Here is a 14,004-nt window from a genome sequence, read left to right as displayed (position 1 = left end):
GAAAAAAGATTATTCAAAATAGATTCTCACATTTTAGTATTAAGATTATTTTAATCAAAAACAATTGCTAACTCTTATTAAGCCTTAGTAATATCAACAAATCCTTCTCCGAACACATCACGAACATCGTGTATGGCGATGAAAGCAGTAGGATCCGTAGTTTGAACAATCCGCTTTAGCTTCACTACTTCTTGCTTATTAATAACAATATAAAGAATTTCCTTCGGAGTTTTCGTGTAATAGCCATGACCTGAATACACAGTAACCCCTCTGTCCATTAAGGTAGTCACCTTTTTGGCAATTTCATTCGGGTTATCAGAAATAATCGTAATAGCCTTTTTCGGATTCAAACCTTCAATTACAAATTCCATTACTTTCGTTCCTACATATAGCATAATAATTGTCAGCATCAGCTTTTCTGCACCAATGATGAAATAAGATGAAAAAGCAACGATTAAATCGAAGAACAATAGACCATAGCTAATGCTCCAGCCTAAGTACTTATGCGTCATTCTTGCTAAAATGGTAGTACCTGCAGTTGTTCCGCCAACACGAATGATTAGACCGATACCGCATCCTATAAATACTCCGCCAAAAATGGCATTTACCAGCATTTCATCCGAAGTAATGTACCAGCCCTCTGTCAAATGAAGAAATAGCGAGTTAGTAACTACAGCAATAATCGTATAAATTGTTGTTATCTTATTCAAAAATTTATAGCCAGCTATTAACAAAATCGCGTTTAGAATTAAGTTGACTAAGCCTGGTGACCACTCAAATAAATAGTAGGTAATAATCGTGATACCCGTTACCCCACCTTCACCAAACTCGTTCGGGATAACAAACAAATTCACACCTAATGCAAAAAGGAATGCACCAATAATAATAAAAATAATGTCTGTGGTTCTTTTCTTCATACAATACCTCACTTCTTATGTAAATATTTATTCTGCCATAAACTCTCACCATTATATCGTGGAACACTCAAATCGAACAGTGGTTTGTTTTTATTTTAATATGAATTTTTAATTAAACTTTATTCTAAATCTGTACATAAACTGACTCACACAAAGTTTGAACAAAAAAAGATGCGAAGTCATAGAAATAGACTTCACATCTTTTTTTATTCAAGCGATTTATATGAATGTAAATCCCCTGTAAGGTCTTTACCACGACCGTCACACCTTACTGCTTTGTACCCCATTTTTCTATACGGAAGTAGCCCCCCATCCTCAATATTATTTTGAAAATAGAATGATCAAAATGGATTCCTCACCAGCGGATTTAAGTTAATTTTCTTATAAACATGCTATGTTCTAAAGGATTATTACCATTGTATTTTACATTCATAAATTCCAGAAAAAGATTTACTTATCTTTATCCATATACTCTTTAATCTTTCGTTCTTCCCACTCTTTTCCGAATATCCCTAATGGAAGAGTTGTCAAACCGTGTATAACGATACCTATTCCCCAACCTCCAAGTGGATATAAGAACCATAATTTACTTGAGTCAGAGTTTATATTTATTAGAAAAAGCATCAAATTAACTAGTATATAGACCGTTAAATGAACATAAAACGCTTTTAAATTCTCTACCCTTTTTTTAGCTCGTAAATAAATCTCATCTTGTTCCATCTTTCAACACCTCTTTCGATATTGTATTTTTCACATTCACTCCAGTGTTAACATCATATTCTAATCGAAAATCCCTTATTCTTAAAAAAACACAAAATAAAAAAGCACGCATCTAATTGTCATTCACATGATAATTAGATGCGTGCTGCATAATACATTCAGTTTATACATTTGTTGTTTGGAGTAAATTGCAAATAACAACCACTTTTCTCATGCAATCTTGCATACTGTAATTTTCAAATATAAAGCGATTCTTACACTTGTGACTTTCATATAAAGTTTAATAAAAGAATTCATTGTAGATTATTCCTATATTCAACACTAGTGCTAAACTCTTGAATTACAGCAGGTGAATTTACTGAAGATGCAGAAACTAATGTCATATACCATGTTTTTCAACTCTACACTTTATATAGTCGTAGTAAATTAAATTATGCAGGGGTGGAATTAAAATGTTAATTAAACCAAAAAGATTACAGCCAGGAGATATTGTGGCGACAGTAAGTGCTTCATGGGGAGGAGCAGGTGATTCTAAGCTACGATGGCGTTATGAGCAAGGAGTAAAGAGATTAGAAGAAGTTTTCGGCCTTAAAGTTATCCCAATGCCAAATAGTTTAAAAGGTAGCGAATACCTTTATAACAATCCAGGGGCTCGCGCGGAAGATCTAATGACAGCATTTAAAGATACGCGCGTTAAAGCAATTATTACGAATATAGGTGGAGAAGATAGCATCCGTTTACTTCCTTATATTGATTTTAAAATTATACGTGAAAACCCAAAAATTTTTATGGGGTACTCTGACGATACCGTTTCACATTTGTTTTGTCATAAAGCAGGCCTTTCCTCTTTTTACGGTCCTGCAATTTTAACCGATTTTGCTGAAAATGTGGAGATGGATCCATATACGATTGAGATGGTAAATCGTACTCTCTTTTCAAATGAGATGATTGGCGAAATTCAATCAGCAAATGAATGGACGAGTGAGCGTTTAGAATGGATAGAGTCGAATAAAAATCAAAGGCGTACGATGCAGCAGAACAATGGATATGAGGTACTTCAAGGCTCTACCACTGTACAAGGACGTTTAATTGGTGGTTGTATGGAAGTGCTCGAATTTGTAAAAGGAACGGAACTTTGGCCTGAGAAAAAACATTGGAAGAATAGTATTCTCTTCTTTGAAACATCTGAAGATCATCCAGAACCAAGTTATATAAAGTATTGGTTGCGAAATTATGCAGCTCAAGGCATTCTGGAAAAAACAAATGGGATTATTTTTGGTAAACCAAAAGACGAAAAATATTATGAAGAATATAAACATGAAATACTTAAGATTATGAAGGAATATAACTTAGAAGATTTGCCTATTCTTTATAATTTAAATTTTGGCCATACCGAACCGAAATTTATTTTGCCTTACGGCGCGATAGCAGAAATTGATTGTAATACTGGATCTTTCTATATTTTAGAAAGTGGAGTGGAATGAAACTTTAATCAGCGGGGGCCATTCCCCCACTGATTGATTATATCTTTTTCATTTGGTCCCTTTGATAATTAAAGAATAATCCCAGAAAAGCTCCCCTTCATTACTTCCTTTTCCAGTTGATTCATACATGTAAACGTCGTAATAATTTTTGTACGATTTTTTTCATCGGGTTCAAATTGTTCAATTGTTACGTCACAACGAATCGTATCACCGCTAAAAACAGGACGTAAAAATTCAAAATCCATCTTGCGGGCTAGTACGTTATAATCACCGCCAATTTTTGTAGGCAGCGTTGATGTTAACAGACCTTGTACAACAAATCTTCCTTGTTCATCTGGTGTAACATGATGAACTCCTTCATCCTTAGACACCTCTGTAAATAACGCAACATCTTCTTTTGTAAAAGTTCGCTCAAAGGTGATTTTTTCGCCTACTTGCAATTTCATTGATACCCCTCCTCAAGTTCCTTTCTTAAATAAGAAAAACCGAAACTAAAAATCAGTTCGGTTTTTCAAAACTAACGAAGTCTATTTACTTTAACGAATGAACAAACAACCCACTGCGCAGTTTCGGTTCGAACCACGTTGATTTTGGCGGCATGACTTCCCCGGCATCTGCGATTGCTAATAAATCTTCCATTGACGTTGGATATAATGCGAATGCAGCTTTATATGCACCGCTGTTCACAAGACGTTCTAGTTCTTCTAGTCCGCGGATTCCGCCGACAAAATCAATACGGGAATCGGAACGCGGATCATGTATTTCAAGTACTTGACTTAATAAATGATCTTGCAAGATAGATACATCTAAACCTCTCACAAGATCGTTCGCATCAAACGTTTCCTCTTTCACAGTAAGCTTATACCACTTCTCGTTTATATACATGCCAAATGATTTTGGTTCATTTGGTTTATACGGAGAAACATTTGCTTCTTCCACATAAAAATATTGTGCAATTTGCTTTAAAAACTGTTCCTCTGATAAGCCATTCAAATCTTTTACAACTCGGTTATAGTCCCAAATTGATAATTCATCGTGAGGGAATAAAACGGATAAGAAGAAGTTAAATTCCTCTTCTCCTGTGTAATTCGGATATTGTTCTCTTCGCATAAGTCCAACTTTTGCAGCTGATGCGGAGCGGTGATGCCCATCTGCAATATACAAGTTCGGAATATCTTCAAATGCGTTTACTAAAGTTGCAATTACATCTTCATCTGCAATCTTCCACGCAACATGCTCAACGCCGTCTTCTGCTGTAAATTTATAAATTGGTGTATGTTCTTCTTTCCAACTTGCAATTAAACGTTTCACTTCGTCTTTAGTACGGTACGTTAAAAAGATAGGACCCGTATTTGCGTCACACACATCAACGTGGCGAATACGATCTAGTTCTTTTTCATGACGCGTTCTCTCATGTTTTTTTATTGTGTCATCTTCATACTCGTCAATTGATGTACAAACGACAAGACCTGACTGCGTTCTTCCTTGCATCGTCAGCTCATAAATGTATAACGCTGGCTCTTCATCTTGAATGAATACTTCTTCTTGTATAAATTGCTTTAAATTTTCACCCGCTTTTTCATATACGCGATCATCGTATGGTGAAAGTGCCGGATCTAAGTCGATTTCTGCTTTATCAACGTGTAAAAAAGAATACGGATTTCCTTTTACAACTTCTCTTGCTTCTTCACTATTTAATACGTCATACGGTAAAGCTGCAACTTGCACTGCTTTTTCTTCTACTGGACGAATGGCCCGAAACGGTCGGATTTTTGTCAAGTTTCTCTCTCCTTTACACAATCATTCGAACGGCTACAACACCTGAAATTTTCCTTATATTTTCCACAACATTCTCTTTAATTATATCATCAATTCCGTTATCAATATCAATCATTGTGTACGCCCAAGAATGTTTACTACGATTAATCATATCTGCAATATTAATATGATGTTCAGCTAAACATCCTGAAATTTGTCCTACCATGTTCGGTACATTTTGATGCATAATTGTAATTCGTTTCTTACCGATATACGGCAGTTCTACGTTTGGATAGTTTACTGAATTACGAATATTTCCTGTCTCTAAATATTCACGCAATTGACGAGCTGCCATGACCGCACAATTTTCTTCTGATTCAGACGTAGATGCACCAAGGTGAGGTGTCGCTGTTACATTTTTCATTTTAATGACATTTTCATTTGGGAAGTCAGTTACGTAATGTGCAATAATCTCTTCTTCTAACGCTTGTTGAAGAGCTTTTTCATCTACAAGTTCTCCTCTAGAGAAATTGAATAGACGCATTCCTTTTTTCATCGTCTCTATAGCGTGTTCACCAATAATTCCCTTCGTTTGGTTCGTAAGAGGAATATGCAGTGTAATATAATCACACGTTGCAAAAATTTCATCTAGGCTAAACGCTCTTTGCACATGTGTAGAAAGACGCCAAGCTGTTTCAACTGAAATGTAAGGATCGTATCCGATAACGTCCATTCCTAACGCTAACGCATCATTTGCCACTAAAGCACCGATTGCGCCAAGGCCGATAACCCCTAGACGCTTCCCGGCAATTTCAGATCCAACAAATTGTTTTTTCCCTGATTCAACAAGCTGAGGTACTTCCTCACCCTCTAAATTTTTCGTCCAGCTTACTCCATTAATAATGTTACGTGAAGACATAATAAGACTTGCGATGATAAGTTCCTTTACTGCATTTGCATTTGCCCCTGGCGTGTTAAATACTACAATTCCCTTTTCTGTACATCGGTCTACAGGAATATTATTTACACCAGCACCAGCTCTTGCAATCGCCTTTAAATCTTTTGAAAACTCTTCTTGATGCAAAGAATAACTACGAAGTAAAATACCGTCTGGGTGGCCAATGCTATCCCCTACTTCATAACGCTCTCCGCCAAGGACTTGCAAACCTTTTTCCGCAATTTGATTTAACGTTTGAACACGAAACATATCCCCATCTCCCTATCTATTTTCAAGCTCAAATTCTTTCATATAATTTACTAATTGCTCTACACCTTCCACTGGCATCGCATTGTAAATACTAGCGCGCATACCGCCGACTGAGCGATGTCCTTTTAGCGTAACGAAACCGCGTTCCTTCGCTTTTTGTAAAAACTGATTGTTAAGCTCTTCTGACGGTGTTGTAAACGGTATGTTCATAAGTGATCGATACGTAGGATCAACTGGTGAAGTAAACAATTTAGATTCATCTAAAAAATGATAAAGAAGTGACGATTTCTGTCTATTTTGTTCTTCAATCGCAGATACACCGCCTTGCTCTTTCAACCACTCTAGTACAAGTTTTGTTACATAAATACTAAAGGATGGCGGTGTATTATATAAGGAGTTATTTTTACTGTAAGTTTCATAGTTTAACATTGTCGGACAAGAACGGTCTGCCCCGCCAATTAAATCTTTTTTTATAATAGCAATCGTTAAGCCCGCTGGTCCTAAATTCTTTTGCGCTCCCGCATATATAAGACCAAACTTCGTAACATCATATCGTTCTGATAAAATATTCGAGGACATATCCGCAACAAGCGGCACTCTTTCTAAATGTGGAATGTCCACATATTTTGTCCCCTCAATCGTATTATTCGTTGTAATATGTACATAATCTAGTTTTCCATCATGCTGCAAATCATCCATTTTAGGAATCGTAGTAAACTTCTCTTGCTCAGAAGAAGCAATCACTTGTACTTCCCCTACTTTTTCTGCCTCTTGCAGCGCCTTTTTAGACCATGAGCCAGTCAGTACGTATCCAGCTTTTTTATACGTATTCATTAAATTTAACGGTATCATAGAAAATTGTAATGAAGCACCGCCTTGTAAAAATAATACTTCATACTCATCAGGAATGTTCATTAATTCACGAAGTAAGCTGCTCGCTTCATCGATAATACTTTGAAAATAAGAAGATCGATGACTCATTTCCATAATAGACATGCCTGTCCCTTTGTAATTTAAAAGCTCCTTTTGCACTTTCTCTAAAACTGGCAAAGGGAGTATTGATGGTCCTGCAGAAAAATTATACACTCTCTCCATCACCCGGATGACCTCCCTATTTCTCATTTTTATGAATTTTTAAACTTTCTGAATTATACCTCACAATGCAATATACGGTCAATTTCTTTTCTATTATTACGGCGCAAGACGCAATGGAATCGCTCGCACGTGTAAACACTTTTTTACAAACATACAAAAAAGTGTTAAGTACATAATCGTACTTAACACTCTAGTAATAAAAGAATAATAGCTAATCGTTCGTAAAGAACCGATCAAAAATTTGGTAAATAGCAGAAAGACCAAAGAGCCAATAAATAGTGTCCACAAGCGCCGGCATAGAACCAAACCATTTCTCAACTACGTTGTAATCTAACGCTACAAATAACCAATTCAAACCGCCAAGAATCACCAAAATTACTGTAAGGTAAGACAAAAATTTCATTATGATTGCCCCCTAGGTGATAAGATGGTGAAAGGCCTTTCACTAAAAATATATGTACTATACTTCAAAACTTGCCTATTTTCAAAAATTTATTTTCGGTACCAACTGTTAATAACTTCCTCTGCTTCTTTGCTCTGTATTTGATACGCATGCGTACTATTATTAGAGCCAATAAACCAAATTGAAAAACCTTTAAAATACGGCATCGGTTCTAATACATCTCGGTAAGCACGCCATCCATTTAATTGTACATCTTTTGAAAATACATTTGAAACGTCTGGGTTCCACGGATTTTGCAGTCCAAGTTCACGCGCTGGAACATTAAATCCACCAAAGTAAACTGGCTTCCCAGTTGCTTTATGTAATTGTTCCAATTGCTGAACAACATTTTCCCCTCGATTATATACTGTCGTCGCAAATAAACTTTGTAATAAAAAAACAAAAAAGGAACGGATTTCCGCTCCCTTTCCCTATCTTTACACAATTGAAATTATTGAATTCCTTCTGGTAACTTAATTGGGTCAAATTTTTCATATGAATTAATTTTTATACTCACAACTGCATCCATTTTTTCTTTATCCGTGCTAGATTTCTTATCTGCATTACGTTCACTCACTTTTACAGTTGTGCGCATCTCTTCAAATTTATAATCTTTTGTTATTATATATTCAACATTAAACGCATCCATAAAACAGATACAATACTTATTTAACCTCTAAACTAAACCAGTTATTCAATCCATATGCTAACGTAACTAACGCTCCTATAACACCAAAAACAACAATATTTATGCCAATTGAAGACCCGAATAAAACAGCCATCATTGACACAATCATGAGTAGTATGGCGATACCATTAATCTTAATTTCTACTACATCGCCATCCTTTACTTTCTTTTCTTTACTCCCAAAAATAAATTGTTTAACTTTTATATTTGCTTCATCTAACTCAAAAGGAAGCGTATATTCTTCATTATTTTCAAGTTTCATTACTACTTCATTATCTACCTTTACAGCGACTCTCGCTGCTCCCCCCATCATCCCCGTTGCCCTTACTACTTTAATACTCATGCTAAATCCCCCTTGCTTCAACACCTTGTGAGTCTATTTTCCCAAGTAACTCTTCATATTTTTGCATCTCTTCTTGCGCGTTATTCCAGCTCTCACCGTAAATATGAGTTAACTTTTTTGCTGTAATTTCGATTATAAAAGAGCTCTCTTCATTTTGAAGTAATACATACGTTCTTGTATCCTCTTTATATATTTTAATAGGAGTTGCTTTTTTTAACTTCTCCGCAACTGGTTGTCCTACTTTTTCTAACATAACCGGTACATAACTTTTCTCTATAGCTCCCTCGATTGAACTTCCATTCCAATCACCTTTTCTTAATACATATAATACAGATACTACTTCCAACTTATCGAGCGATTCTTTTGTATCTTTGAGAGCTTTATCTTGTTGCTCTGCAATCTGTTTCTTCGTTTCTTGGCTAATTTGTGGCGTCGTATTCACCGCATTTGTATTATTTAAGTTATACAATTTCCCAGCTTTAAATATAAAGGAGATCGTTAAAACAACAATTAAAGAAATATACCATTTATTATATTTGGGTGATTCAATATCTGAATATGATTGAATCTTTTTATGTTCAGCTGATGATAAAGCGGGCTCTTTCACTGCCGCCGCAACTTCTTGCTGCTCCTCATACACAGTTCCTTTACTCCAAAACCCCTCTAATTGTGCTTCCAGTTCTTCTTTTGATAGTTTCACAGTCGGAATAGTAGTAGTCTCTCCTTTTTCAACTGTACTCTCCATATTAGAAATTTCACGACTTCGAATGATTTTATTTCTTTTCACATTGTATTCAGCATCAAAGGGAGTTCCTAATCCTACCCCTTTATGAATTCGTCCATTTATAATAGATGAAATGATATACATAATAAGAATTACTATATACACAGAACCCGCATACCAACCTGTTAAATATACAGGGAGAATTATCCAACCTAAAAGACTTAAAATAACTAAACTATAATGCAATTTAAGACTTCTCCTACTTGCAAACGAAAATATTCTACAAAACTTATAAAAAGCATTCCAAAATGTATAAGTAAAACTTGCCATAAAAGCACAATACTTATTTTTCGTTCCTATTGTATCCCTATAAATTTTGTAGGCACCTTCGTGATTCGGCTCTAATCGTATTGCAGTTTCAGCTAGCATTCTTGCTTTTTTAAAATTCCCTTTTTCTTTTGCTACATTTGCAAAATACACTAGATTTGTTACATTTTCTGGATTCAGCTCTAAAGCATGTTTTTCCGCCTTTATACCCTCTTCTTTTCGTTTCGGAAAATAACTCAAAAGAATAAAAGCATATCTTCCAACATACGTATCATTTTCAGGTTCTAATTCTATTGCTTTGTTATAGTAAGTAATACCTTTATTTAGCGATTCAATATATATTTTTGCCTCACCCATATAAAAGTAATATCGGCCTTCTTCCGGATAATTTTTTATTCCTATTTCTGCTGTCTCTTTTAATCTCACAAAATTTTCTTGTGCATAAAAAATCTCTAATGCTATTGATAAAATATTCTCTTCTAAATGATCTATTCTTAGTGCTTCTTCTATATATTTACTTGCTTCATCAATTTGGTGGAAACCAAGGTAATATACATGACTTAAACAAAGATAACCAGTAGCATCTTCTGGATCTTCTTTTATCATCCATTCTGCTTCTTCTTTTGCTCGATCAACATCGTCAAGCTTTAATAAATGTAAGATTCTCATAAGTTGCTCTTCCATCTATGCCTTTCCCTCCACTCCTATATCATTTATTTCAATTGATGCTCTTCCATATACTCTAATACTTTGTCGAAATCTTTATTTACATCACTAAACGTTGCATAATTCTTTGCGGTGGAAAACCAATCTAAAGTTGTCGGTTGCCGTTTTTTCATCGCTTTTAACAAATCTTCATTGGATAACGGTTGTAACTGTCCCGTTTCAAATGAACGCTGAATAGCTTCATTTATAGCGTCTTCCACTAAATACGTTAAATCCGCCCCTGAAAAATGCTCTGCATACTTTGAAACAAAATCTAACTGCAATTCCATTCTCGGTTTATCCTTTGTTTTCAGCTCTAATATTGTCAGTCTTTCCTCATAACTTGGTGGTGCTACAAAAACAAGTGAATTAAAGCGGCCTGGTCGGCGTAACGCTGGATCAATATACCATGGCGTATTTGTTGCCCCAATTATATAAACACCTTCATTAAAAGAGTTACTTCCATCCATCTCCACTAACAATTGATTGACTAACGTTCTTTGATGATGAGCTCCCATCTTCTGTCTATTCCCGCCATATGCGTCTAATTCATCTATAAATAAAATACAAGGCTTTGTTTTTCTTGCCTCTTCGAACACTTCATGTAAATTTTTCTCCGCTTCTCCTGACCACATTGAGAGTATTGCTTGCAGCTCTAAATGAATAAAATTAGCGTTTATCTCACCTGCAACTGCTCGCGCTAAAAATGTCTTACCACATCCAGGCGGTCCATAAAATAATAAACTACCTCCTACTTTCTTACCGAAAGCTTGAAAATACTCTGGATTTTTAATTGGCATAATAAAATCCATATTTATTTTCTTTTTAATATCTTCCATTCCGCCAACATCATCGAAAGTTATTTTACTCTCTTCCACTTCTACCATTTGATTTTTTTCTCTATCAAAAGAAATCACTTTAATTTTCTCTCGATATTTCTCCATGTCGTTCATTCTTGTACTTCTCCCCCTATGAAATCCTTGAATTTAGAACGTATGTATAACATATACATGTATCCCTATTGCTGTAAAACCTTATGCTATACGACCGTTTCCCCTTAAACAAAATATTCCAAAAGAAATTATAACAAGCTTCCACAGAATATTTTGTCAAAATTTGTCACATCACAAAAAGAGACCCTTACATATAGTAAGAGTCTCTTCTAACATTATCATGGCTTTAAGGTTAACACTTCCCCCTCTATTCCATCCGTATTCAGTGTAGTCGTATGATATGTGCCATTTACCCAATCATCTATTTGATCATGATACCAATCACTTCTAAAATGTCCTGACTGTCCTGGTCCTACTATATGATAACCGTTTGACATATCTTTCGTATCAATAACGAATCTCCAAGACGCCCCATGATTTACAAGACCGTTATCATCATAATTCGCTGCTTGAACGGTAACTTGACTTCCGCCAATTGGAACTGGTTTCTCACGATTAAATGCAAGTAATGCTAACATACTAGATGATCTCGAAATTGGATGCGTAAAAGCAAGTTGATGGTAATCGCCCCACTTCCATTCTGCAACATCGGGTCCATATTCCTTCTGTAATTTCTTCATTACATTCTCGTACGATGTATGCACAACTTTCGTGAATCCTCCGTACTTTGTAAACCAAGCGCTATTTTCTCCTGCTACTTGTTTTCGAATCAATTCATCAACAACTTGTGACTTTCCTTCAAATAACTCCATCACATCTTTCGGTATTTCTTTTGAAAATAACGTATTTGAAATTTCCTTCATTAATAAATGGAATATTAACGGTGCCGCTTCATCTTTACTATCGTAAAAGTTCCACTTCGTTAATTGTTTTATTCCTTCCTTCTCTGCTTCAGTTAAATCCGCTTTATTTAACTCCTTTAAAAATATTGGGGTAAACTCTTTCCCATATAAATTCTTTTGATCCATCTGTAACTTCTGTAAATCTTTCACCGTATACTTTTCCTTCTCTTGCAAAAACTCCTGAATACGCATTTGCCTATATGGCTGCGCCCACGTATTACTAATATGGTACGGATAATTATCATCAACAATTTTATTATTCGCAGTTGAAATAAACCCTTCTTTCGGATTTATTACTTTTGGTAGCTGATCAAATGGTATATACCCTTCCCATTCATATTCATCTGTCCATCCTGGAACAGGCAAACTACCATCACCTTTTTTTCGCACTGGTATATTTCCATTTGCTTTATAGGCAATTGTGCCATCATTTGATGCAAATACAAAGTTTTGAGTGGGTGTATGAAAATCTTGAAGTGCTGTTTCAAACTCATTCCAATTTTTTGCTTTATTCATATTTAAAACAGCCTTTAATTCAGCTGAAGGCTCCAAAGCAGTCCACTTTAAAGCAAATACAGTTTTCGTTTTTTCTTTCCCCTTATCCGCAAACTCTGAAATGACTGGACCATGCCTCGTAATCGTAACGTTATAAGGAATTGTTTTTTCGCCTTTTACTTTAATAGATTCATCAACAACAGTAGCTTTTTCCCATTTATCGTTATACAGAAATTCATTTTCATTAGTAGGGTTTCTTTTTTCAATATATAAATCTTGCACATCAGGACCTGTATTCGTAACACCCCATGCTATTTTGTCGTTGTGGCCTAATATAACTCCTGGCACTCCAGCGAAAATAACGCCGCTCACATGTAAATCTTTCATTTCTAGTTTCGTTTGATACCAAATGGAAGGTGTCGCAAGAGAAAGATGGGGATCATCCGCTAAAATCGGCTTACCTGACGCACTCTTCTCACCGCTTATAACCCAGTTATTACTCCCGTTAAACTCAGGTGGAATGATTGTTTTTGAAAAACTTTGCGCTACATTCACATTTGTATTTTGCAGTTCAGCTAGCAATCTAGGAGCATCTTTCGGATATGTTGGAAATAGCTCATTTGCTTGCTCTTTCGGAAGGTTTTTCAGCGCCCAATATCGAAACGCCTGTCCGTGCCAATGTCCCCCTAAATCAAACGCCATATACTTCCCAATCGTTAAAGAATCCACAATTGACCATTCAGCAGGTTCATAGCCTAATATAGTAAACTCGACCGGCAATTTCTTTTCCGCTTTCGCCTCACGTATAAAAGCGTTCACCCCATCAGCAAATGACTGCAAAGCAAATTTCGCTTCCCCATCATATTGACTAACAGACGCTTCTGCTGCTCTCCGTAAACCGAGCGTTCGAAATAACTTATCTCGATCAACAGCTGCTTCCCCAACAACTTCGCTTAACATTCCAGAAGCTTGTCTTCTACTTAAATCCATTTGAAACAAACGATCTTGCGCTTGTACATATCCTTGTGAAAAATATAAATCATGTGCATTTTCCGCTTTAATATGCGGTACCCCTTTACTATCACGCTTCACCGTAACAGCATGTTGTAAATCCTCTAGCTTTATCGTTCCATCTATCTTTGGCATAGATCCCAGCGTATATATATTCAAAAAAATTGCAGCACAGATAACTAATAAAATAACGATACTACTAGACCAAATAAAAATTCTTTTCCCCCTAGTTCGCTTCTTTTTTATGACGACTTCCATACAATCCCTCCTTTCTCAAACTATTCGCTTCTATC

At 35.7% G+C, this 14,004-nt stretch carries 12 protein-coding genes and 2 pseudogenes; 1 reads left to right on the top strand and 13 read right to left on the bottom strand.

What is annotated here, in order from left to right; translation table 11 throughout:
* Positions 1–77 precede the first annotated feature (77 nt).
* Positions 78–917: a YitT family protein gene (locus MR065_RS14575; RefSeq protein WP_242214158.1), complete on the bottom strand. Its 840-nt coding sequence runs from the start codon at positions 915–917 to the stop codon at positions 78–80.
* Between the two features lie 450 nt (positions 918–1,367).
* Positions 1,368–1,637, bottom strand: coding sequence for a 2TM domain-containing protein (locus MR065_RS14570; RefSeq protein ID WP_242214157.1), 270 nt, complete (start codon positions 1,635–1,637; stop codon positions 1,368–1,370).
* Positions 1,638–2,089: 452 nt separating this feature from the next.
* On the opposite strand from MR065_RS14570, the gene MR065_RS14565 reads away from it, so the two are divergent.
* The gene (locus MR065_RS14565) at positions 2,090–3,121 is read left to right on the top strand and encodes a S66 family peptidase (protein ID WP_242214156.1); all 1,032 of its coding nucleotides are present in this window, start codon (positions 2,090–2,092) and stop codon (positions 3,119–3,121) included.
* A 68-nt stretch (positions 3,122–3,189) separates the two neighbouring features.
* Here MR065_RS14565 and MR065_RS14560 read toward each other — a convergent pair whose 3' ends face one another.
* The 11 genes and pseudogenes from MR065_RS14560 to MR065_RS14510 form a co-directional block, all read right to left on the bottom strand.
* Positions 3,190–3,567 (bottom strand): hotdog family protein, encoded by a 378-nt coding sequence (locus MR065_RS14560; protein ID WP_098991846.1) that lies wholly within the window; start codon positions 3,565–3,567, stop codon positions 3,190–3,192.
* 85 nt (positions 3,568–3,652) lie between these two features.
* Positions 3,653–4,900: a DUF1015 domain-containing protein gene (locus MR065_RS14555; RefSeq protein ID WP_242214155.1), complete on the bottom strand. Its 1,248-nt coding sequence runs from the start codon at positions 4,898–4,900 to the stop codon at positions 3,653–3,655.
* Positions 4,901–4,913: 13 nt separating this feature from the next.
* Positions 4,914–6,086, bottom strand: coding sequence for a 3-phosphoglycerate dehydrogenase family protein (locus tag MR065_RS14550; RefSeq protein ID WP_242214154.1), 1,173 nt, complete (start codon positions 6,084–6,086; stop codon positions 4,914–4,916).
* 12 nt (positions 6,087–6,098) lie between these two features.
* A complete protein-coding gene (gene serC, locus MR065_RS14545) occupies positions 6,099–7,181 on the bottom strand; it encodes a 3-phosphoserine/phosphohydroxythreonine transaminase (protein WP_242214153.1) in 1,083 nt (360 codons plus the stop codon).
* Between the two features lie 211 nt (positions 7,182–7,392).
* Positions 7,393–7,584 carry a DUF378 domain-containing protein gene (locus MR065_RS14540; RefSeq protein WP_000670801.1) on the bottom strand — a complete coding sequence of 64 codons (192 nt, stop codon included), beginning with the start codon at positions 7,582–7,584 and terminating at the stop codon, positions 7,393–7,395.
* An 89-nt stretch (positions 7,585–7,673) separates the two neighbouring features.
* Positions 7,674–8,012 (bottom strand): annotated as a pseudogene (locus MR065_RS14535) (glycoside hydrolase family 113); the annotation flags it as partial.
* Positions 8,013–8,074: 62 nt separating this feature from the next.
* Positions 8,075–8,272, bottom strand: a pseudogene (locus MR065_RS14530) (hypothetical protein); the annotation flags it as partial.
* A gap of 16 nt (positions 8,273–8,288) precedes the next feature.
* Entirely contained in the window at positions 8,289–8,654 is a 366-nt protein-coding gene (locus tag MR065_RS14525) for a hypothetical protein (protein ID WP_242214152.1), read from the bottom strand.
* A gap of 1 nt (position 8,655) precedes the next feature.
* Positions 8,656–10,389: a tetratricopeptide repeat protein gene (locus MR065_RS14520; protein WP_242214151.1), complete on the bottom strand. Its 1,734-nt coding sequence runs from the start codon at positions 10,387–10,389 to the stop codon at positions 8,656–8,658.
* A 29-nt stretch (positions 10,390–10,418) separates the two neighbouring features.
* Positions 10,419–11,363: an ATP-binding protein gene (locus MR065_RS14515; RefSeq protein ID WP_242214150.1), complete on the bottom strand. Its 945-nt coding sequence runs from the start codon at positions 11,361–11,363 to the stop codon at positions 10,419–10,421.
* A gap of 218 nt (positions 11,364–11,581) precedes the next feature.
* Positions 11,582–13,969, bottom strand: coding sequence for a penicillin acylase family protein (locus MR065_RS14510; RefSeq protein ID WP_242214149.1), 2,388 nt, complete (start codon positions 13,967–13,969; stop codon positions 11,582–11,584).
* Between the last annotated feature and the right edge of the window lie 35 nt (positions 13,970–14,004).

This window comes from Bacillus cereus group sp. BfR-BA-01383, assembly GCF_022663495.1.
GTDB classification, from domain to species: domain Bacteria; phylum Bacillota; class Bacilli; order Bacillales; family Bacillaceae_G; genus Bacillus_A; species Bacillus_A cereus_AU.
Note: the sequence above shows the minus strand (reverse complement) of the source record. Positions and strands in the feature narration are given on the sequence as shown.